Origin of the sequence: Paraburkholderia hiiakae, from assembly GCF_904848665.1 — a bacterium.
Classification (GTDB): Bacteria; Pseudomonadota; Gammaproteobacteria; order Burkholderiales; family Burkholderiaceae; genus Paraburkholderia; species Paraburkholderia hiiakae.
In genome coordinates, this window is the sequence record NZ_CAJHCQ010000038.1 from 14,158 (window position 1) to 34,638 (window position 20,481).

The window sequence follows — 20,481 nt, forward strand, 5'->3', positions numbered from 1 at the left end:
CCCGTATTTGACCTAGCCGTTCGCGGTACGACGCGATGTTCTCGCTGGAAAAACATCTTCCTGAATAATTCGGAATCAAGAATGAATTATGAGACCTGATATCAATCAACCCCTTCTAAAGAACACGGAATTCAGATGCGAAATCATCAAACGGATATCGAAAACAACATGAAACAGGCGCCTGCTCTGGTCCGGGCGCTAGGCGGTACGGAACATTTGTTCTGGCTGCTCGACCGCAACCGCGCGATTCATTTCTTGCTTGTCGCGGAAATCGACCGTGTATTCGAGCCCAGCGCGTGGCACGCGGCGTTGCTGGCGCTCCAGCAGCGGCATCCTTTGCTCTCTACGCGTATCGTCGCAAACCCTGAAGCGGCTCCTGCCTTCTTTCGCGATCCCAATGCGCGGATTCCTCTGCGTGTGGTGGAGAATGCGCGGGCTTCGTGGCAAGTCGAGGCGGCGAGGGAAATGAATACGCCTTTCGACTGGTCGACTGCACCGCTTGTGCGTGCCACTCTGCTGCAGGGCGAAGGCGGCTCGCCCCTCATTCTTGCCGCGCATCACGCGGTGCTCGACGGCATGGGCGGTGCCTATGTGATAGAGGACCTGCTGTGCGCGTTGGCAGGCGGCTCGCTCATGAGCCTGCCACTCGTGCAGCCGCTGGAAAGCCTGTTGAGAGCGCAAATGGCTACGGCCACCGTACCCGGCGCGATGGCGCCGGCGCCCGAGCCCAAGGTGTTCCGCGCGGCTTCGGGCGCGCGCGCCGAGGTCGCCGCGCTGGCGCTTAGCGCGCAGTTCACGCGGGCTGTTGTGGAGCGCCCGCGAGATCAAGGCATTGCTCGCACCCGCGCAAACGCACGCGTCGGTCATACAGGAAACGAAAGCGCTGGACGCATTCATGTCGTCGAACCCGTCCATTGAAGATGCAGCGGGTTTTCTTTCGCACATGCTGGCGTTCGACGTGCTGCTTTCGAACCTGGGCCGCGAGCCGGTCGCTTCGAATTTTGAGGGCTTCGCACTGAAGGCGCTTTGGGGGCCGATCGTGAGTTCGGGTTTCGCGGACGATCAGGTCGTGGGCGTCTGCACGCACGGGGGTGTGCTGCGTCTCACGCAGGCGAGCTATACCGCCATGCCGGGACTACTCGACGAAGTGCGCACCGTAATGAGCGAGGCCGTTGCCGCTTGATTTGACAACTGAGGTTGCGGCTGAGGTGAAGCACGAAATGCGCCGGCATGGCCGGCGCACTCGCTTACGGTGGAGCCGCGAGCGTCAGGGCGCTGCGGTTTAGAGAACAGCGTATCAGGGCGCTGCGTAGAGCGTCAGCTTGGACTCGACAGACTGGACGCCCGGCACTTTCGATGCCACGTCCTGAGCGACCTGGTCCTGCGATTCGTCGATAATCGTGCCCGCCAGGATGACCTTGCCCGTGCGCGTATTGGCGAACACGGCGATGTCCGTGTCGTTCAGGTCGTGGTTCTTGTAGAAGGCATCGCGAACCTTTTTCGCCAATGCGTGGTTGGCGGCGCGGTCGGCATGCATTTGCGCGCGCATCTGCTGCTTGGTGAGCGCGGGCGTGTCGCCAGTCGTCGCGGTTTGTGCGAGAGCGGCGGAAGAGAGCAGGACGGCGAGTGCGGCGGTAAGCGCCTTGGAGCGAAGCGTCATGGAGTCACCTGTTGACGTTGAGTACGAACGCGGAGTTGTCAATGCGGGTCTTGCCCGCTGGTAAGGATAGACCATTGGCCGCCCAGGCCCAATCAGACTTTAGGTGGTTCACCCTATACGAATGTCAACTGCGCACTATACCTAGGGATGCCCCGGCGATGTGCGATGATGATTCAGGCTGCGGTAGCGGCTGCCACGGCGACCGCAGCGGCGAGATCTCTGGCCCTGACCGGCTTGATGAGGAATGCGCTTGCGCCATTGTCCAGCGCCAGGCTCTGGAGTTCGGGCATGGGGTAGGCCGTGACGAAAATCGTGGGTATGCGAATGCCGGCGCCAATCAGGCGCAAAAACATGTCGACGCCGGTCATGCCCGGCATTTGGACATCCGAAATAATGCAGCGTGGGTGCCGGGCGCCTACGGCGGCCAGCAGGTCCATGCCGGATTCGAATGTCACGACGTCGTAATCGAGTGAGCGTAGCAAGCTGGAGAGGCCGGAGCGGACCGAAGGGTCGTCGTCAACCACCCAGATTGCTTGTGGCGTACACAATGAAAATCTCCCCTAGCGTGCTGGAAGGCGGTATGGCTGTGATTCGACGCGTGTACGCTGGCTAAGCTTACAGGAGACCTCCAGCCGCCGAAATCATACGGCGGTATAGATAGGGTTTGCCGCAATCCGTCTGTAAGATGCCAGGGGGATATGAGAGTTCACCCACCGCACTGCCCCTCGCTGAGCACACAACGCTTACACAATAATTGCGCAATCGCGCGCCTCGCGCGCGGCATTCCCTTTGGATCGACGGCCGAAGCAACCGGTGGAGTTTGGCAGCGAGCGCGTGCAAGCCGATATTCCGAGCTGCCTGATACTCGATGTGCGACTAAAAGGCGAGAGCGGTCTCGAGTTTCAGGAATGGGCGGCGGAAAATGAAATCGTCGTGCCGATTATTTTCATGAGCGAGCGCTGCAGGGTACGCGCGCGATTAATGATGCGTCGGCAAGACATGGATGGGGAGAGGTATGGCAGCTAGAGCGGGACGGCATTCAATCGTCGATATCCCGGGTTGGGAAGCGACGGGCGCTGCGGAAACTCACGGGCGTATCACCTGCGCGGAACGGCTCCATCGCGAAGACGACCTGGTCATGTACCGCGTGACCACCGACGCGAGCGACCAGCCGCTCATCGTGAAAGCGCCGTTCGAGGAACGCGCGTCGCGCGAACTCCTCGCTTCGTTCGAGAAAGAATACAGCCTGCGCGAATCGATCGACGCCCAATGGGGCATTCGTCCGCGCGAGCTGTTTCGTTCGGGCGGACAGTTTCTCCTCACGCTGCACAATTGCGAAGGGGCATCGCTCAGCGGCGATATTGCGCATGGCCGCTCGTTGCGGCGTTTTCTTTCGCTCGCGGTGTCACTCGCCTCGGCGCTCAAAGGCATGCATGCGCATGGGCTCGTTCATCACAACCTGAGCCCCGCCAACCTGTTCGTGGATTGGGAGCAGCGCGTGTGGATCACGGGCTTCGGAAGCGCCTGCGGCATCGAGGGCAACTATGCGGGCGGCGGCGAAATCGGCATCGTGCCGATAAGCCAACTGCCGTATCTCGCGCCCGAGCGCACCAGCGCGGTGAACCAGCGTAACGATCCGCGCAGCGACCTGTATTCGCTCGGCGTGCTGCTCTATCAACTGCTGTCCGGGCAACTGCCTTTTGATGCGCGTGAGCGCGAGGAATGGGTCTATTCGCATCTCGTGAGCACGCCCCGGCCGCTGGGGAAACTCGCTACCGAAATCCGTCCCGAGATCGAATTCGTCATCAACAAGTTGCTGGCGAAAGCCGCCGACGACCGCTATCAGAGTGCCGCGGGCGTCGAGGCCGACCTGCAGCTTTGCCTGGATGAAATGAGCCACGGCGCGGAGATTTCGCCCGCACTGCTTGGCCGGGGCGACCGTCAATCGCAGGCCGTGTTTCCCGTACGCACGTATGGGCGGCAGCGCGAACTCGAACAGCTGCACGGCGCGCTGGAACGTGTGCGCCAGACTGGCGACGCCATGGCGGTGATCGTCGAGGGCGAGCCCGGCGTTGGCAAAACGTTTTTCATCGAGGAATTCAAGCGCAATATCGGTTCGGCGGGCGTTCATTTCACGCTCGGCAAATTCGATCAGTACAACGACAATGTGCCGTACGCGGCTTTTGTCCAGGTGCTGCGCGGGCTCGTGCGTCCGCTCCTGAGAAAAACCGGCGCGGAAATCTCGCTATGGAAGGGGCGCTTCGAGGACGCCGTGGGCAAGGGCGGCCAACTGATCGTCAATCTGGTGCCGGAGATCGGCGCCATGGTGGGGCCGCAGCCTGCAATCGAAACCCTGCCGCCGCAGGAGGCGACCAACCGTTTTCTGCTGGTCGTCAAGCGCTTTCTCATGCTGTTTTCGGAAAAGCAGCGGCCGCTCGTGCTCTTTCTGGACGACGTGCAATGGCTCGATTCTGGCACGCTGGAAATCATCGACGGTCTTGCTTCGGACGTCGAACTGAAGAACCTGCTGCTCGTACTCGCGCACCGCAGCATCGATCTGGGCCGCTCGCGGGTGGCGAGCGAACGGCTCAACAGCATTCTGTTCGGCCGGAAGGTGACGGAAAAAATCGGCCTGTTGCCGCTCACGCTCGCGGACATCGTGACGCTGATCGCCGAGACACTGGTCGAGCCGCCCGAAGCCGTGGCGCCGCTCGCTTCGGTGATCTTCGAAAGGACGGGCGGCAATCCGTTCTTCACGATCGAATTCCTGCGCGAACTGATTCAGGACCGGCTCATTGTGCCGGACTCGTACAGCGTGGGCTGGACGTGGGACATCGACAAGATTCGCGACAAGGGCTACACCGACAATGTGGTCGACCTGCTCACGCTACGTCTCACGCGCCTGAACGACGAAACGAAGCACGCCCTCGCGGTCTTCGCGTGCGTGGGGGGAACGGCGCGCGTGGGCGCACTGGCACGCGTGCTCGGCACCGATAGCGGCCGCGTACTGGCGACGATGCGTGAAGCGGAGACGGCGGGCCTCGTGTCGCGCAAGGGGGAAGCCTATCGCTTCGCGCATGACCGCGTGCAGGAGGCCTCGTATGCCATGCTCGGCGAAACCGCGCGTGAACTCGCGCATGCGCAGATCGGCACCAATCTGCTGTTTGCCATGCCAACGGCCCCGAGCACGGTTGAAGTGTTCGAGGTGGTGGGCCACCTGAACCGCTCGCAGCGGATCCTTTCGCAACCCGACCGCACGCGACTTGCCGAACTCGACGTGCTGGCGGGCAACGCGGCTAAAGCGGCGGCCGCGTGGAGTTCCGCGCGCGAGTATTTCGCTCAGGCGGAAAAGCTCATCGTGCAGTACGGCGTGAGCGAGTTGCGTATCGACGTATTCCGGCTGCTGCTCGACATGGCGGAATGCGAGTACCTCACAGGCGATTTCAGCCGGGCGCTAGAAACGGCGCGCAAAGCGTGCAACCGCGCGGGCGGTCTGCTCAAACGCGCCGCCGCGTTGCGGATGGAGATCCGCATTCACCAGGCGTCGGGCGACTATCGGCTTGCGGTCGACACGACGCTCAGGGCGCTTTCGCTGCTGAACGTCGAGGTGCAGGGCGAAGGCATCGACGATGCGCTAGTCGCGCAGAAGCTCGCGGCGTTGCGTGCGCTGTGCCCGCCGCACCGGGTAGCGGCGCTGCTCACGCGCGGCTGCCTCGATGACCCCATGCACGAGGCCGTGATCGGGCTCATCATCGACGCGATTCCGAGTGCGTATATCGGCGTACAGAACCTGTTCCCGATTCTCGTGCTCAAGGCAGCCGAATTGTGCCTGGCGCACGGCAACACGCGGCTGGCAGGCTATGTCTACGCCATCTACGCGCTGTTGCTGGTCGGGACGACGCGCGACTTCGAGCTCGCGCTGCGCTTTTCCGAGCTTGCGCTTGCCGTGAACGAGCGTCACGGCGAACCGCGTTTGAGCGGCACGCTGCTGCATTTGCACGGTGATCACATTCTGATCTGGCGGCGGCCATTTCGCGCGGCGATTCCCGTACTGGGCCGCGCGATGAGCCAGTGCGTCGAAGCGGGCGACTTCATCTACGCTGGCTATATCGCGTTCGAGAGCATCTGGCAGGCTTATGAGCGCGGCGAGCACCTCAACGAGGTGACCAACCTGTGCCGCGAGAATCTGCGCTTTGCGAACGAACTGCGCAACAAGACCATTAGCGTCACGATCGAACTCGAATTGATGTTCCTGCTGCGCTTGCAAGGCGTCGATGCGGCGGACCTGGGTATTGCCTGCACGCATGAAGCACTTGTCTCGTTCGTACGGGAGAGCCAGTTTGGCTGCGGTATCGCTTATGCCGCGATCATGGAAATGAAGCTGGACTTTCTGCACAGCCGCTTCGCTGCCACCATTGCGCGCGCGAGTGAGATCGAGCCGCTGCTGGGCGCGGTGATGGCCATGCCGATCGAGGTGACGTATTACTTCCTGCGCGCGCTTGCACTTGTGCGCGTGATCGACGAAGTGCGGCAAGAAGCGGGACAGGAAGCCGCGCGCGAATTGATGGAGCGCGAACTCATCGACGCCATCGAGCGGCTCAAGTCATGGGCACAAAGCGCGCCCGAGAACTTCGGCAGCCGCTGCGCGCTTGTCACGGCCGAATATGCGCGGCTCGTGGGCGATTATGTCCAGGCGGAGCAGGAATACGAGCGCGCGATCGAACTGGCGCGTGAGAATGGGCAGCCGCATTACGAGGCCATGGCGCGTGAATGCTCGGCGCATTTCTACCTGCAACGCGGTTTGACATCGGTGTCCCACGCGTGCCTGCGCTCGGCTCGCGACGCCTATGCGCGTTGGGGCGCCGACGCCAAGGTGCGCAGTCTCGAGCAGGCCTTTCACCATCTACGTGATTCGGCACCTGCCGCGCGCAGTTCGGGAGGTCATGCGGCGCCACAGGGCACTGTCGACGTCGCCGCGATGGTCCAGTTGTCCCAGGCGGTTTCAAGCGAGATCGACCTCGACAAGCTGGTGCAGGCGTTCATGCAAATTGCCGTGCGCCACAGCGGCGCGCAGCGTGCGCTGCTCATTCTCTGGTCGGGCGAGAGCTTTCGTATCGTGGCGCAAGCCGGCTCCAGGGAGAACGGCATCACCGTGGAAGCAAGCGACATGGGCCTGTGCGAGTCCGTGGTGCCGCTTACCGTCATTCGACACGTCATGCGGGTTCACGAGAACGTCGTCATCGACGACGGCGCGGAGCCGAACGACTTTAGCGACGACCGCTACCTGAGCGCAGGCCGCTGCCGTTCGCTGCTCTGCCTGCCCTTGTTGCGGCATGCGGGGCTCGTTGGTGTGCTGTATATGGAGAACGGCGTCACGCCCTATGTGTTCGATGTCGCGCGCATCAACCTGATGAACATGCTGGCCGCTCAGGCCGCCATTTCTATCGAGAACGCGAGACTCTATTCCGCGCTCAAGCGCGAGAACGTCGAGCGCCGCCAAACCGAAGCGAGGCTCAGACGCAGCGAGGCGTTCCTCGAAGAGGGCCAGCGCATCAGCAAAACGGGCACCTGGATCTGGAACACAACCTCGGGCCAATTGCTGTGGTCGCGGCAGAACTACGAGTTATGGGGCGTGGAGTTCACATGCGAGCGGCCGACCATCGAAATGTGCCTCGAGCGTGTGCTCGAGGAGGACCGGCTGCGTTTCAAGGAAGTCTTCGTCAATGCGATTTGCGAAGACGGCATGCATAGCCACGAATTCTCGACATGGCAGAGCGACGGCTGCGTGCGCCGCCTGCAGGTAATTTTCCGCCCGTGGTCGAGCGACGAGAGCGGCGCGCGCGAGTATATCGGTGCGACGATCGATGTCACGGACCGGCGCGCCTTCGAAGATGCCTTGCGACGCGGCGAGATGTATCTCTCCGAAGCCCAGCGGCTCAGTAATATCGGCAGTATTGGCTGGAACGTCGAGTCGCGCGACATGACGTGCTCCGCGCAAACCTACCGGATCCTCGAAATGGACGAGCCCGGACGGCCGCATATGGATCTCATGCTGGAGCGCATTCACCCGGACGATGTCGATCAGGTGCGGCGCGCGCTTCGCGAGGCGGAGGAAGGCGCGTCGATCATCGAGGCCGAGTATCGCGTGCGCGTGGAAACGGGCGCGGTGAAGTACCTGCGCATGGTGGCGAGGCCGATCGCGTCCGCTAACCGGGCAGTGGAATACGTTGGCGCCCTTGCCGACATGACTGAAATTCACCAGGCGCAGAATGCGCTGCTGCGTGCGCAGGCGGAACTCACGCACGTCACGCGCGTTTCGACGCTGGGCGAATTGACGGCATCGCTCGCGCACGACCTCAAGCAGCCGCTCATGGCGATCATCACGCATGGCGAGGCGGGCATGCGCTGGCTGGACCGCGCGGTGCCTTCGGTCGCCGAAGCGCGCAACAATCTCGCGCGCATCGTGAGCGACGCGGACCGTGCGAGCGAAGTGATCAACCGCCTGCGCGCGCTCGCGCGCAAGGAGCGCCCGAATCGCGCCGCCATCGATTTGACGCAAACCGTCACCGAAGTGGTTGCGCTGGTTCGGCAGGAAATGGAAAAGAACAATATTCGCCTGCGTGTCGTGGCCGAAGACGGTTTGCCCAAAGTGGCCGCCGACAAGATCCAGATTCAGCAGGTGGTCATGAACCTGATCTTCAATGGCATGCATTCGATCCTGAAGTGCTCAGGCAGCACGCGAGTGCTGAAAATCTCGGTTGAACTCGTTGGCCCGGAGTCCGTGCGCGTATGCGTGTGCGATTCGGGCACGGGTATCGCTGCCGATATCGTCGACCGGCTATTCGAGCCGTTCTTCACGACGAAGTCGGACGGCATGGGACTTGGCCTGTCCATTTGCCGCTCGATCATCGAGGAACATCGCGGTTCGATCTGGGCGTTCAACAATCAGGACGCGGGCGCGACGTTCTGCTTCGAACTTGGCGCACCAGGAAGCTGCGCCGAAGGCGCAGTCACGGCACACGCGAACGGGATAGTCGCATGAGCGATTCTGTGCGGTTTGGTGAGTAACACGCGAACGCCGATGGGCGCGCGGCGCTCTGGGTGGCGGTCACGGACACGGCGGAAAGGGGGCGTGCTTCCGGTTTTCACTACCGCAGGACACGGGCCAGGCGCGCTGACTTGCTGCCCTGATCTCACAGGCGGAGGGTCCGTCTGCGTGCTGGAGCGGGAGACGAGTCTCGAACTCGCGACCTCAACCTTGGCAAGGTTGCGCTCTACCAACTGAGCTACTCCCGCATGTCTGGCTCCCCGACCTGGGCTCGAACCAGGGACCTACGGATTAACAGTCCGGCGCTCTACCGACTGAGCTATCGGGGAATCAAGGAGGCCGGATTGTACAGGAGATTTTTCGATGTTGCAGCTTTTTCCTGACGAATATCGAAATGGCGTATTGGGGATGATTGAGTCAGGAATTTAACGGTTTACGGTGTATTACTTATGATAAATGGGCGCTCGGCCATCTCCTGGCCCCACCACTCAACGCAAGTCTGGATCTACCCATAGGGCCACGGCTTGTCTATCGTAGGCGGCATCTCAACCCGAACCGTAGGGGAAGCAAAACGATGTCCCTCGCCGATGCCGTCAACGAACCTGCCGCCGACACCAGTGCGGCACCTTCGCAACGCACGCGCGTGCGCCGGGTCGCGCAACGCGCCCACTACGACGCGGCAACGTTGCACGCGATTCTTGACGAAGCCTACGTCTGCCACGTCGCCTTTGCCGACGAGCACGGCGTACATTGCATCCCCACCGCATGCTGGCGCGAGGGCGATCATCTCTACATTCACGGCTCGAACGGCAGCCGTATGCTGCGCCTCGCAGCCGAGGGTGCCGAGGTTTGCGTGACCGTGACGCATCTGGACGGCCTCGTGCTCGCGCGCTCGGCGTTCAATCATTCGATGAACTATCGTTCCGCGGTGATTTACGGCGTATTCGAGGTGGTGACCCAGGAGCACAAGGCTGCCGTGCTCGATGCCTTCATGGAGCACATTGCGCCGGGGCGCAGGCATGAAGTGCGCGCGGGCAATAGCAAGGAGCTAGCGGCGACCACGGTCATGCGCATTGCGCTCGCGGAGTCCGTTACGAAGATCCGCACGGGTGGCCCGAAGGACGACGAGGAGGACATGGATCGGCCCGTCTGGGCAGGTGTGCTGCCGCTCACGCTTGCACCATTGCCGCCCGTGGCCGACACAGCGGCGCCGCAGCGTGAGGCGCCCGCGTACGTGACGGCCTGGACAAACCGGCGTTACGACTGATCATCGAATGCGGCGTCCACCACGCCGACGTGAGGGCGCGCACCTTCGCGCTGTCTACGAATGACGTAGCGAAGGTGCTCCGCGGCAAGTGCAAACCCAGCGACCCTGCCGTGCGATGTCAGTATGACGCAATGAGACGCGTACCAGCGCTTATGATTTGATCAGTGCTTATTGATACGTAGTCCAAACGGAATAGATGTGAACATCGGAGACACATCCCTATCTATTTGCTAAACCAGCGCGACTCGTGTGTGAATTGACGCGCTCGGTCGCGCTCAGGAAATGGCGGACCAGAACATGCTGGCAATTGCGACGACGTAGATTGCCGCCGTGATGATTGCCGCTACGCGTAGCGGCCGGGCAGCGGTCGAATTGCTGGTGATAATGACGAGGCTTATCCCGATGCCGATCAGGGCGAGCACGAAGAGTCGCGGCAGAAGGCTCCAGCCATCCAGGCCAACCTTGAAGATCGACCAGATCAGGGCAGCGGCGAACATGGCGAAATACCACCAGAGTCCCGCGGAGCGCTTCCATAGCATGAGGATGCCGGCGCCGATCAATGCAACGCCCGCAACGAAGTAGTAAGGCGCGTGGCCCATCCAGGGTATCCATCCGCCCAGCACTGCGAAAGCTGCGCCGGCGAGGATAATCCATTCTGCGGTCTCGGCAGGAGACGTCCTGCGGCGGTAAGACATAAAAGTCCCATCAGAGCAAAGTTCCACGTTGATCCTAAGCAGACGATGTGCCCAGGTCAAGGGTGATAGGCCCTTGAAGTTGTAAGAACTTCGGAACGTATTCGCACTCATTTTTCTCGCGTGAAAGAAGTGCACGGCGGTGGCATTCGCGACAGTCGACATTACCGAATCGACGCGATTCGCCCGGCAAGAGTTGCGGCGCAAGCCACGTCTGTGAAGAAACATGCGTCAACATTACTTCCGTTGCCTGCGGAGAGTTGGGTCACTACGTCGCTATATTTCGGGGCGTATAGCGCGAGAAACTCTCGAATGCAGCAGCGAATCCGCTCTGGCCACGCCGTGCGGTTGGTCCATATCGCCAACAGCGCTTTCGATCTGAGAAATGCTTGGTTCCTTCGTGCGCGTCATACCGGTAGGCTGCGTACTTCGCCAGCGCGAATGTTCAGTGGCAGCGCAAGGGCAACATAAGAAGAAGGAAATTCGATAATGAAACGCAGCATCTGGGGCGCAGTGCCAGGCGCACTGTTGACGGCACTCATGGTCGTGGCATCGACCTCCGCGCATGCGGATCGTCTGGACGATATCAAGCGGGCAGGCGTATTGCGCGTTGCTGCATTCGACAGCAACGCGCCGTTCGGTTTCGTCGACCCGAAAGACAATCAGATCGTTGGGCTTGACGTGGACTACGCGCGCGCTGTGGCCAAGAGCCTTGGTGTGAAGCTGGAAATTCAGCCCACCAATCCCGCCAACCGCATCGCGTTTCTGAAGTCGGGCAAGGTCGATCTGGTATTCGCCAACTTTACGATTACCGACGATCGCAAGAAGGAAGTGGATTTCAGCACGCCGTATTTCGCGTCCGGCACTCAGTTCATTGCGAAGAAAGGCGTGCTGAAGTCTTCGGAACAGCTCAATGGCCTGCGTATTGGTGCGGACAAAGGCACGACCAACGAGCAACAGGTGCGCGCGAAATTCCCGAACGCAACCATCGTCGCCTACGATGACACGCCTTTCGCTTTCGCTGCGCTGCGCACGGGGAACGTGCAGGCCATTACGCAGGACGGTCCGAAGCTCGTCGCGCTACTTGCACGCGCGCCGGACAAGGAGAACTACGAGATTCCCCCGTTCACGATCTCGAACGATTACGAAGGCGTTGGCGTACCCAAAGGCGAGACGCGTTTGCTCGATGCGGTGAACAGCACGCTGACGCACCTGGAAACCGACGGCGAAGCCGCGCAGATTTATGACAAGTGGTTCGGCCCGAAGAGTGCGGCGCCGCTGCCCCGTCTCTTCAAGATCGGCGATCCGCAAAAGAACAGTTGAGCGCTGCGGCTGATTCATGCATAACTGGCTTGAACCGAAGTATCTCGCGTGGCTCGAACAAGGTTTCTTCGTTACGTTGATGCTCTCCGCCTGCGCGGCGTCGTGCGCGACGCCGCTGGGCTTTCTGCTGGCGGTCGCGCGCACGGCACGTACCCGTGCGATTGCACGCGTGGCGGCGCTCTACGTGTTCGTCTTCCGCAATTCGCCGCTGCTCGTTCAACTGCTGTTCTGGTATTTCGGCGCCGCGACTGTGTTGCCGTCCGGCTGGATGAACTGGCTCAACACGCCGCACCTGGCAACGTTCGGGCCGCTCACGCTGCGCTGGCCGAGTTTCGAACTGTTCGCTGGCTGGGTCGGACTGACCTGCTACACCACAGCGTTCATCGGCGAAGAGTTTCTGGCCGGTATGCGAGGCGTGAACCATGCGCAGTGGCACGCAGCCGCAGCGCTTGGCATGAGCCGTTACGCGACCCTGCGCTATGTGATCCTGCCACAGGCGTTGCGCATTGCGACGCCGCCGCTCGCTGGCCAATACATGAACGTGATAAAAAACTCGTCGCTGACGATGGCGATCGGCGTTGGGGAACTGTCGTACATGTCGCGCCAGGTCGATACGGAGAGCTTCAGGACGTTCCAGGCATTCGGCACGGCCACCTTCTTCTATGTGCTGGCGATCGCGGTGATCGAGGTCGCGCTGGTGCTCTGGCAACGCGGCGGTCCGCGCGGGTTGCAGCGAGGCCGTGCGTGAACGAGTTCGAGTGGTTTCCTGCTTTGCGTTATCTGATGCTCGGCGCGTTTCCGGCGGGACCGCTGGGTGGCGTTGCGCTGACGATCGCGCTCTCCGTGGTGTCGGCGCTGCTCGCGGCGTTGATCGGACTCGTGCTTGGCGTCGCGCTCGCGATGACGCGCGGAGTCACGCGTCTCGCACTGACCGCCGGAGTCGCGTTCTTTCGCGCGATACCGGTGCTCATGCTGATTTTCTGGACCTTCTTCTTGATGCCGATCCTGCTGCACGTCGACGTTCCGGGCCTTGCGACCGTCGTGTGTGCACTGGCGCTGATCGGCGGCGCGTATCTGTCGCATTCGGTCTATGCGGGCATCACGTCGATCAGCGATGGACAGCGGCAGGCTGCGCTCTCGCTTGGCTTGACGCGCTGGCAGGCATTACGCGAAGTCATCCTGCCGCAAGCGGTGCGGGTGATGATGCCGTCGTTCGTGAATCAGTGGGTGGCGTTGATCAAGGACACGTCGCTCGCCTATATCGTCGGTGTGCCGGAGTTCACGTTTCTCGCCAATCAACTCAATAATCGCCTGCTGGTGTATCCGGCGCAGATCTTCCTGTTCGTCGGGCTCGTTTATCTGCTGCTGTGCGGTGCGCTGCAGTGGAGTGCCAATGCGCTGCTCGCGCGCCGCAAGCTGCCGAGGCTGCATGGAGGCGAAGCCGCCCGGTGACACTGCGCTGCTCGTGCTCGGAACGCAGGCAGGGGGCGTGGGTGAGCGTCGAGACGAAGCGCGGGCGACTACCGCACTGCGCACCATAACCAGGTTGCGTGCGTGAAATTGTCGTGATATTTTTTCATGAAATTTAACGTGAAAAATTTCACTTGCGCGCCCCATGTTCGCCGAATCGACTCGTCATATAGAAAGCTATTACGCAAGTCACTACGCCGAAAGCGGCGCGCTGCCCGAGCGCCCCGCGCTGGCGGGCGATCACCACGCGGACGTTCTGGTTGTCGGCGCAGGCTTCAGCGGCCTGCACACGGCGTTGCGGCTCGCGCTGGCCGGGCGGCGCGTGGCGCTCGTCGAGGCGAGCCGCGTGGCGTGGGCCGCCTCGGGACGCAACGGCGGTCAGGCGCTGCTCGGCTGGTCGTGCGACATGCCGCCGTTCGAGCAAGCGCTGGGTTTGGCGGGCGCGCGCGAGCTGTGGGACAGCATGCGCTGGGCCGCCGCCGAAGTGCGCGCGTTGCCTGCGCGGCACGGCTTTGACATCGACTACCGGCCAGGCAGCCTGTGGGCGGCAGTCCGGCGTTCGCGTGTCGCCATGCTCGAAGCCGCCCGCGACGAGGCCGCGCAAAAGTGGGGCTACGAGCGCCTGCGGTTCATTCCCGAGTCGGAGATGCCGGAGTGGATCGGCAGCCGCCGTTATCGCGCGGCGCTCTACGATCCTGAGGCGGGGCATCTCGATCCGCTCAAGCTCGCGCTCGGCCTCGCCGACGCCATCGAGCGCGCGGGCGGCGCCATCTTCGAGCAAAGCCGTGTGCTCGCGTATCGCGAAACGCCGAGTGGCTACGTGGCGAGCACGCGGGAAGGCACGGTGCGCGCCGGCGCGCTGGTGCTCGCCTGCAACGCCTACATCGACCGGCTCGATAGCGATCTCGCAGGCCGAGTGCTGCCCGTGGGCACCTGGCAGGTCGCCACGCGCAGGCTCGACCCTGCGCTTGCTCGCTCGCTGCTGCCGCGCAACAGTTGCGTGATCGACAATCAGTTCGTGCCGGACTACTTCCGCCTGAGCCCGGACGATCGCTTGCTTTTTGGCGGTGCGTGCACCTATCTTGGCGGCATCCCGAAGGACATTGGCGCGGCGATCCGCCCGAATCTCGAGCGCGCATTCCCGCCGCTGCGCGGCGTCGAATTCGACTACGCGTGGGGCGGTCATATCGACATCAGTATTCGCCGCACGCCCGACGTCGGTCATGAACGCGATCGCTACTGGCTGCAGGGCTTTTCCGGGCACGGCGTCCTGCCGACGCTCGCGGCGGCGCGCGCCGTTGCCGATGCCATCCTCGGCGAGCCGCGTTTGCTCTCGCTCTATGAGCGCATGCATAATCCGCGCTTTCCGGGCGGCGAGCGCTTCGCAGCGCCCCTCGAGGCGCTCGGCAAGTTGTGGTATCGCCTGCGCGACGTCGTGTGACAGAGAGATACGTATGGACCAGCAGGACGAAATAGAAGGCCTCGCGATTCTCATTCGCGATCTGCGCAAACACAAGAAGGTGACGCTCGCCGATCTCGCGCAAAAAATTGGCCGCTCGGTGGGCTTTCTTTCGCAGGTCGAACGTGGTCTTTCGCGGCCCACGGTGGCGGATCTCACGGCCATCGGCGAGGCGCTGCAGACGCCCACCACTTACTTCTACAGCGTGAGCATGCCGCGCGAGCTGCCGTGGGTCACGAGACCAGGCGAGCGGCGCACGCTTTACTATGGCGGCGGCATTACGGACGTGCTCGTTTCGCCCAGCATGTCCTCGGGTTTCTCGATGCTGGAGAGCCAGCTCGACCCTGGCGCGACGAGCGGCGAGCGCCCCGTCGACGACAGCGACGAGCAGGGCGGCTTCGTGCTCGAAGGCGAGCTCACGATCTGGCTGGAGGGCAACGAAGAACCCGTGACGCTGCGGGCCAACGACAGCTTCCAGTTGCCGGCGCGCTGCCGTTTCCGTTATGCCAATCTCGCAGATGCGCCGGCGCGCGTGCTATGGGTTTTCACCTGAGACTGGCCGTCGAGGCCGAACGCGGCGAGTCGACAAATAATCAGTATGACTGAGCAATACATCGACTGAACACGCTAAATCCTTTTGCGCTGACGCTAGCAAAGGCGAAAGGCGTTCATGCGTGTCTTACGTTGCGCAACTGAAAGGCAGGATGCGATTCGGCAGCCCGCCATTCCGGCTTTGGATCGCGGTTCCGAAGTTGCATAACGGCCCGCTCGGGCCGCCCGGGCGGCTCGCCGGATGTCTTGCTGGCCGGCATCCCCGCAGGGAACACAGACCGGCGGTTGCCCCGGTGAGGCATTTTTTTCTGGCTTGGTCAAAATCGGAAACATCGCTGATTTTTCTTATCCGTTAGCGGTCATCTGCACGAATCGTTCCTGTATCGACCTGCTTGAAACCGCCGTAATGTCGTTTTTGTGCCTTTTTGCCAATTTTTAACGTGGTTTTGTCTACACAGTAACTCCGCGTTGTGCTATTGATTCGGCTTTCGCCCCTTGCGCGCCCAGCGCAAAACGCGTGCCGGGCGGGCGATCGACGCGTTTCCATATGCAACGCGATTTGCCTGTTTTGCCCGCGTGAGGTAGGGTATGCAGGTTTTCTCAACTCAACACAGGTAGCAGATGAACAAACAGGAACTCATTGACGCAGTCGCCGCTAGCACGGGCGAGACCAAGGCAGCCACGGGCGCAGCCATCGACGCGATTCTCGACGTCGTTACGCGTGCGGTCACCTCGGGTGACTCCGTGCAACTCGTCGGCTTCGGCTCGTTCTCGACTGGCCAGCGTGCCGCCCGCGTGGGCCGCAACCCGGCCACGGGTGCGGAGATCCAGATTGCCGCCGCCAAGACGGTGAAGTTCACCGCTGGCAAGGCATTCAAGGACGCCGTCAACGCGTCGTGATGCCAGGTCCGCCGTCATGGCGGGATACGCGCGCTGCTGGCTTGCTGGCGCGCGGCGCAGTATCACGCCAGTACGGTGGCACGCACTCAGGCAAGTGGCATCACGCCGCTCGTCTGAGTGTGTAAAACGAGGGCGCAAGGCCTTCGGCAAGCCGGCGTGCTCACATGCCGGCCGCTTTTTCTTCCCTGATTCTCTTACGGTATCCGAAGCGTTTCTCACGCCTCGCGTGTTGAAACTCAGGCATCGCGCGCTGCGTCGGCTTCCATCGCCGTGCCGCTCATTTCGTTGCGGCGGCGCTTGGCCTCGTACATCGCCGCATCGGCTTCACGCAGCATCGCTTCCACGCTTTCGCCTTCCTCGCAGCTCGCAAAACCCATTGAAAAGCTCAGTTTCGGTCCGCCGTAAAACTGGTTGTTCAACTCCACGAGTTTGGTGATGCTGTCCACCACGGTTTGCGCATCGCGCGCGTCGGCGCCGGGCATCAGCACGGCAAATTCGTCGCCGCCGATGCGCGCGGCCTGATACGGCTTCTGGATTGCTTTCGCGAGCACTTCGCCTGCGCGGCGCAGCAACGCGTCGCCGGCCGCGTGGCCAAGCTGGTCGTTCACTGTCTTCAAGTTGTCCATATCGACGACGATCGCGCTCACCGGGAATGGCCCCTTGCGATGCAGACGATTGAGTTCGTCCACATAGAACGAGCGGTTCTTGAGCTTCGTGAGCACGTCATGCTTGCCGAGGAATTCGAGGTAGGCCTCGGCTTTCTTGCGCGCCGTGATGTCGGTGAGCGCGAGCAGCACGAGGTCCCATTGCGTCTCGTGGCCCGGAAACACCGAAAACTGCAGGTGCACGTTGACTTCGCTGCCGTCGAGCGCGTAGTTCACCACCTCGCGCTGCTGGAACAGGCGGCCTTCCCATAGCTCGAGCAATTGCTCGCGGAAATGCGGGCGCATTTCGTCGCGGAACACTTCGGGCAGGCGCGCGAGCAGCGTGGCTTTGTCCGGCGCGCGAAACATGCCCAGCGTATAGTGATTCACGTCGAGCACCTGGATCTCGCTCATGCAGCGCTCGACGAATTCAGGGTGTACGTCGGTGAAGGTGCGAAAGTCGATGATGCCCTGCTCGCGGACTTCGTTGAGCAACTCGCGAATGGCAGAGAAGTTTTCGACCCACAGCGAAACCGGCGCGTGCTCGAAAATGCCGAGCGCGTATTGCTCGCTCGCGGCCGCACGATGGCGCGCTTCTTCGAGCGCCGAGACGTCTTCGATGGCCACGAGCACGCGGCTCCAGTCGGCTTCGTGGCCTGGCAGGATCACGCCACGCAACAAGATGTCCATGCGCCGGCCGCGCAGCGTGTAGTTCACGCTCTTGCTCTCGAACGTGCTATGGCCGTCCCACATCTGCTCGAGTTCGCCCACGTGCGCCTGAAACATGTCATCGCGCAGCACCTGGGCGAGATGCGCGGCGAGTTCTTCATAGTCGCGCGCACCGTAAAGATCGAGCGTATGGCGGTTGACCTTGAGCACGCGGATGCAGGCGGAACATTCGGCCACGCGACGCGGATCGTCTTCGAGGAAACGGCGCAGGTTGGTCACGCCTTGTGCGCGCCAGCGATCGAAGAGCGCGCGCAGCTGGCTATAGTCTTCGAGCCACAAGGAGGTGGGCGTCACGTCGAAGAAGTCGAGCAGATCGACGCCCATGTTGGCAAAACTGGCAGCAGTGGCCGGGGTGCCTTGTTGCATGTCGGTTGGATGTAAGGGAGCGGGGCGCGGCGGGCTGTGCCGCACGAATAACCGAATCCTGGCACACCTTGGGGGCCGAGTGGGCGTCAACGATGCAGATGCAGCGTCGCCGCGGCGTCGGTGGTGGCCGATTCGTCGTCCAGTAAGCCAACATGTTTAACGGCCGATTCGGGGAAAAACCTGAGCAGATAACGTCGCCTTTCGACGCGTTACGCATCGAAAGGCGGCGCGGCGCGTTCAATCGGACGTTTCGATCGCATCGACACGATCAGGGTAGAACGCAAGATGGTCCTTGATTGCCGACACCGCTTCATGCGGCGTTTCGTAGCTCCATATCGCGTTCACGGCTTGCGCGCCGCCTGGCGTGATCGAGTAGTACGAAGCCTCGCCCTTGTAGGGGCACCAGCTCTTGTGTTCCGTACGCGAGAGCAGCGACATGTCGGCGTCCTCTCGCGGTATGTAAAACACCGCCGGATAGCTCGCCTCGCGCAGTGTGAGCGCGCGGCGCGTATCGGCAACTACGCGGCCGCCTGCTTTCACCACCACGCGCGTGCGCGCCGGTTCGACCGTGATCGGGTGATCGGGGCCTGGGATCTTGACGGTCCGTGTGTCCATGACTGGGTTCCTCGCGAAGGTGGAAAGGCAGGCGTTTAGCCGAATACATGATATGCAATTGCAGATTAACTGGTAGGGGAAAGCGCTGCGGACTGTTTCAATGGGGGCGCGACTGAGTTCGACGCACGGGCGGCGATAGTCACGCGATTGCGCCGCAAGCCTGCGTGCTTCGAGTCATCGCCCGCGCCTTCATTTACCCGCAGCAGGATCACTGATGAGCCTCGATATTTTCTGGTTCTTGCCGACCTCCGGCGACACACGCTACCTCGGCAAATCCGATTTCGGCCGCGCGCCGACCAACGCCTATATGCGCCAGATTGCCGTTACCGCCGAAGAACTCGGCTACGACGGCCTCCTCATTCCCACCGGCAGCAGTTGCCTCGACCCGTGGGTGACGGCAGCGAGCCTTGCGAGCGTCACCCAGCGCATCAAGCTGCTCGTCGCGCTGCGCACGTCGCTCGGCGGCCCCACCGCTTCGGCGCGCCAGGCAGCCACGCTCGACCAGGCGCTGAACGGCCGTTTGCTGCTCAACGTCGTGCCGGGCGGCGACGCCACCGAACTCGCGGCAGACGGCGTGTTCCTCGGGCACGACGAGCGCTACGAAGCCGCCGACGAATTCCTCACGATCTGGCGCGATCTGCTGCGCGGCGAGACGGTGAACTTCGAGGGCAAGCATTTGCGCGTGCAAGGCGCGCAGAACTTTCACGCGCCGGTCCAGACGCCGCATCCGCCGCTGTATTTCGGCGGCTCGTCGCCGGCGGCGCACGAGTTGGCGGCGAAGCACGTGGATGCCTATCTCACGTGGGGCGAGCCACCCGAGGCCGTCGCGCAGAAGTTCGCCGATATCCGCGCGCGGGCGGCGCGCCACGGGCGCACGCTCAGGCTGGGCGTGCGCCTGCACGTGATCGTGCGCGAGACCAACGACGAAGCGTGGGCCGCCGCCGAGCGCCTCATCAGCAAGCTCGACGACGACGATATCCGCCGCGCCCAGGAAAATTACGCGCGCATGGATTCGGTGGGCCAGCGCCGCATGGCCGAGCTGCACGGCGGCAGCCGCGACAAGCTCGAGATCAGCCCGAATCTGTGGGCCGGCGTGGGCCTCGTGCGCGGCGGCGCGGGTACGGCGCTGGTGGGCGACCCGCAAACCGTGGCGGCGCGCCTGAAGGAATACGTGGACGCCGGCGCGGACAGCTTCGTGCTCTCCGGCTATCCGCACCTCGAAGAGGCGATCCGCTTCGCCGAACTGGTGTTCCCGCTGCTGCCGGGCAAGAAACCGGTGACGTTGCGCGATCAGGCCTTGACGGGCGGCGCGTTCGACGTGCGCGCGCGCTAGCGAGCGCAGGAGGACGCGCGCGTGAGCGCCGCCGTGCGAGGCGACTGAACCGGATGCAGGAGGATTGCCATACGATTATTCGTGTAGGTGATATTTTTGATTTATTTGTGTGAGTGATATTGGCGAAATATTCCCCACAGGCATATAATGCGTTTATGCCTCACAGGAATATGCCATGAAGATCATCGTCCAGACGCCAGGCGGGCTTGGCGAGATTCTGCAATCGGCCCGCAAGGCGCGCGGCATGACGCAGGCGCAGGCCGCGGCGACTCTCGGCATCGGCCAGCCGCGCCTTTCCGCGCTCGAAACCACGGGCGCCGCCAGCCTCTCGCTCGAGCAGATGCTCGCGCTTTTCGCGCTCTACGGGCTGGAACTCTGTGTGCAGTCGCGCGAGGCGGCGGCCGGCACGCCGGAGTGGTGACT

The 20,481-nt window shown here is 62.4% G+C and carries 17 protein-coding genes, 2 tRNA genes and 1 pseudogene; 13 read left to right on the forward strand and 7 right to left on the reverse strand.

The annotated features are described in order from the left end of the window. The first annotated feature begins 135 nt into the window (after window positions 1-135). Window positions 136-918, forward strand: a complete 783-nt coding sequence (locus tag JMY28_RS37655; protein WP_236597226.1) for a condensation domain-containing protein — start codon at window positions 136-138, stop codon at window positions 916-918. Then, window positions 896-1,183, forward strand: a complete 288-nt coding sequence (locus JMY28_RS39250) for a hypothetical protein (protein ID WP_236597227.1) — start codon at window positions 896-898, stop codon at window positions 1,181-1,183. Before JMY28_RS37655 ends, JMY28_RS39250 begins: the two co-directional genes overlap by 23 nt. A 114-nt stretch (window positions 1,184-1,297) precedes the next feature. Here JMY28_RS39250 and JMY28_RS37660 read toward each other — a convergent pair whose 3' ends face one another. Further along, entirely contained in the window at window positions 1,298-1,660 is a 363-nt protein-coding gene (locus JMY28_RS37660; RefSeq protein ID WP_201700956.1) for a BON domain-containing protein, read from the reverse strand. Between the two features lie 173 nt (window positions 1,661-1,833). Further along, window positions 1,834-2,184 (reverse strand): response regulator, encoded by a 351-nt coding sequence (locus tag JMY28_RS37665; protein WP_236597228.1) that lies wholly within the window; start codon window positions 2,182-2,184, stop codon window positions 1,834-1,836. A 319-nt stretch (window positions 2,185-2,503) separates the two neighbouring features. On the opposite strand from JMY28_RS37665, the pseudogene JMY28_RS39610 reads away from it, so the two are divergent. Then, window positions 2,504-2,614 (forward strand): annotated as a pseudogene (locus tag JMY28_RS39610) (DNA-binding response regulator); the annotation flags it as partial. A gap of 61 nt (window positions 2,615-2,675) precedes the next feature. Then, window positions 2,676-8,702, forward strand: coding sequence for an ATP-binding sensor histidine kinase (locus JMY28_RS37675; RefSeq protein ID WP_201700959.1), 6,027 nt, complete (start codon window positions 2,676-2,678; stop codon window positions 8,700-8,702). 178 nt (window positions 8,703-8,880) lie between these two features. Here JMY28_RS37675 and JMY28_RS37680 read toward each other — a convergent pair. Together JMY28_RS37680 and JMY28_RS37685 are read right to left on the reverse strand one after the other, a co-directional pair. Next, window positions 8,881-8,956 (reverse strand) — tRNA-Gly (locus tag JMY28_RS37680). Between the two features lie 5 nt (window positions 8,957-8,961). Further along, window positions 8,962-9,037: transfer RNA gene (locus tag JMY28_RS37685), tRNA-Asn, on the reverse strand. A 182-nt stretch (window positions 9,038-9,219) separates the two neighbouring features. Between JMY28_RS37685 and JMY28_RS37690 the strand changes: the two genes are divergently transcribed. After that, window positions 9,220-9,975 (forward strand): pyridoxamine 5'-phosphate oxidase family protein, encoded by a 756-nt coding sequence (locus tag JMY28_RS37690; protein ID WP_407945584.1) that lies wholly within the window; start codon window positions 9,220-9,222, stop codon window positions 9,973-9,975. Window positions 9,976-10,250: 275 nt separating this feature from the next. Here JMY28_RS37690 and JMY28_RS37695 read toward each other — a convergent pair whose 3' ends face one another. Beyond that, complete coding sequence (locus JMY28_RS37695; protein ID WP_201700961.1) at window positions 10,251-10,670, reverse strand: hypothetical protein; 420 nt, start codon at window positions 10,668-10,670, stop codon at window positions 10,251-10,253. Between the two features lie 537 nt (window positions 10,671-11,207). Here JMY28_RS37695 and JMY28_RS37700 point away from each other — a divergent pair. From JMY28_RS37700 to JMY28_RS37725, 6 genes are all read left to right on the forward strand, one after another. After that, a complete protein-coding gene (locus tag JMY28_RS37700) occupies window positions 11,208-11,990 on the forward strand; it encodes an ABC transporter substrate-binding protein (protein WP_201700978.1) in 783 nt (260 codons plus the stop codon). A 16-nt stretch (window positions 11,991-12,006) separates the two neighbouring features. Continuing rightward, window positions 12,007-12,738 (forward strand): amino acid ABC transporter permease, encoded by a 732-nt coding sequence (locus tag JMY28_RS37705; RefSeq protein WP_201700962.1) that lies wholly within the window; start codon window positions 12,007-12,009, stop codon window positions 12,736-12,738. Next, window positions 12,735-13,442, forward strand: a complete 708-nt coding sequence (locus tag JMY28_RS37710) for an amino acid ABC transporter permease (protein ID WP_201700963.1) — start codon at window positions 12,735-12,737, stop codon at window positions 13,440-13,442. The genes JMY28_RS37705 and JMY28_RS37710 overlap by 4 nt, the downstream gene beginning before the upstream one ends. A 163-nt stretch (window positions 13,443-13,605) precedes the next feature. Beyond that, the gene (locus JMY28_RS37715; RefSeq protein ID WP_201700964.1) at window positions 13,606-14,901 is read left to right on the forward strand and encodes an NAD(P)/FAD-dependent oxidoreductase; all 1,296 of its coding nucleotides are present in this window, start codon (window positions 13,606-13,608) and stop codon (window positions 14,899-14,901) included. A gap of 13 nt (window positions 14,902-14,914) precedes the next feature. Further along, window positions 14,915-15,472, forward strand: a complete 558-nt coding sequence (locus tag JMY28_RS37720; RefSeq protein WP_201700965.1) for a helix-turn-helix domain-containing protein — start codon at window positions 14,915-14,917, stop codon at window positions 15,470-15,472. A 620-nt stretch (window positions 15,473-16,092) separates the two neighbouring features. Further along, the gene (locus JMY28_RS37725) at window positions 16,093-16,371 is read left to right on the forward strand and encodes an HU family DNA-binding protein (RefSeq protein ID WP_028207645.1); all 279 of its coding nucleotides are present in this window, start codon (window positions 16,093-16,095) and stop codon (window positions 16,369-16,371) included. 236 nt (window positions 16,372-16,607) lie between these two features. Here the strand turns inward: JMY28_RS37725 and JMY28_RS37730 are convergent, their stop codons facing one another. Both JMY28_RS37730 and JMY28_RS37735 read right to left on the reverse strand, forming a co-directional pair. Beyond that, window positions 16,608-18,110: a sensor domain-containing diguanylate cyclase gene (locus tag JMY28_RS37730; protein WP_236597229.1), complete on the reverse strand. Its 1,503-nt coding sequence runs from the start codon at window positions 18,108-18,110 to the stop codon at window positions 16,608-16,610. Window positions 18,111-18,347: 237 nt separating this feature from the next. After that, window positions 18,348-18,725 (reverse strand): DUF427 domain-containing protein, encoded by a 378-nt coding sequence (locus JMY28_RS37735; RefSeq protein ID WP_201700966.1) that lies wholly within the window; start codon window positions 18,723-18,725, stop codon window positions 18,348-18,350. A gap of 214 nt (window positions 18,726-18,939) precedes the next feature. Here JMY28_RS37735 and ssuD point away from each other — a divergent pair, with 214 nt between their 5' ends. Continuing rightward, window positions 18,940-20,058: an FMNH2-dependent alkanesulfonate monooxygenase gene (ssuD, locus tag JMY28_RS37740; RefSeq protein WP_201700967.1), complete on the forward strand. Its 1,119-nt coding sequence runs from the start codon at window positions 18,940-18,942 to the stop codon at window positions 20,056-20,058. A 175-nt stretch (window positions 20,059-20,233) separates the two neighbouring features. After that, window positions 20,234-20,479, forward strand: a complete 246-nt coding sequence (locus JMY28_RS37745) for a helix-turn-helix domain-containing protein (RefSeq protein WP_201700968.1) — start codon at window positions 20,234-20,236, stop codon at window positions 20,477-20,479. Window positions 20,480-20,481 lie beyond the last annotated feature (2 nt).

Excerpts from the sequence above, each read along its gene's own strand:
- JMY28_RS37655 (WP_236597226.1), top strand. The coding sequence starts at position 136 with ATGCGAAATCATCAAACGGATATCGAAAACAACATGAAACAGGCGCCT.
- JMY28_RS39250 (WP_236597227.1), top strand. The coding sequence starts at position 896 with ATGTCGTCGAACCCGTCCATTGAAGATGCAGCGGGTTTTCTTTCGCAC.
- JMY28_RS37660 (WP_201700956.1), bottom strand. The coding sequence starts at position 1,660 with ATGACGCTTCGCTCCAAGGCGCTTACCGCCGCACTCGCCGTCCTGCTC.
- JMY28_RS37675 (WP_201700959.1), top strand. The coding sequence starts at position 2,676 with ATGGCAGCTAGAGCGGGACGGCATTCAATCGTCGATATCCCGGGTTGG.
- JMY28_RS37695 (WP_201700961.1), bottom strand. The coding sequence starts at position 10,670 with ATGTCTTACCGCCGCAGGACGTCTCCTGCCGAGACCGCAGAATGGATT.
- JMY28_RS37700 (WP_201700978.1), top strand. The coding sequence starts at position 11,208 with ATGGTCGTGGCATCGACCTCCGCGCATGCGGATCGTCTGGACGATATC.
- JMY28_RS37705 (WP_201700962.1), top strand. The coding sequence starts at position 12,007 with ATGCATAACTGGCTTGAACCGAAGTATCTCGCGTGGCTCGAACAAGGT.
- JMY28_RS37715 (WP_201700964.1), top strand. The coding sequence starts at position 13,606 with ATGTTCGCCGAATCGACTCGTCATATAGAAAGCTATTACGCAAGTCAC.
- JMY28_RS37720 (WP_201700965.1), top strand. The coding sequence starts at position 14,915 with ATGGACCAGCAGGACGAAATAGAAGGCCTCGCGATTCTCATTCGCGAT.
- JMY28_RS37725 (WP_028207645.1), top strand. The coding sequence starts at position 16,093 with ATGAACAAACAGGAACTCATTGACGCAGTCGCCGCTAGCACGGGCGAG.
- JMY28_RS37730 (WP_236597229.1), bottom strand. The coding sequence starts at position 18,110 with ATGCAACAAGGCACCCCGGCCACTGCTGCCAGTTTTGCCAACATGGGC.
- JMY28_RS37735 (WP_201700966.1), bottom strand. The coding sequence starts at position 18,725 with ATGGACACACGGACCGTCAAGATCCCAGGCCCCGATCACCCGATCACG.
- ssuD (WP_201700967.1), top strand. The coding sequence starts at position 18,940 with ATGAGCCTCGATATTTTCTGGTTCTTGCCGACCTCCGGCGACACACGC.
- JMY28_RS37745 (WP_201700968.1), top strand. The coding sequence starts at position 20,234 with ATGAAGATCATCGTCCAGACGCCAGGCGGGCTTGGCGAGATTCTGCAA.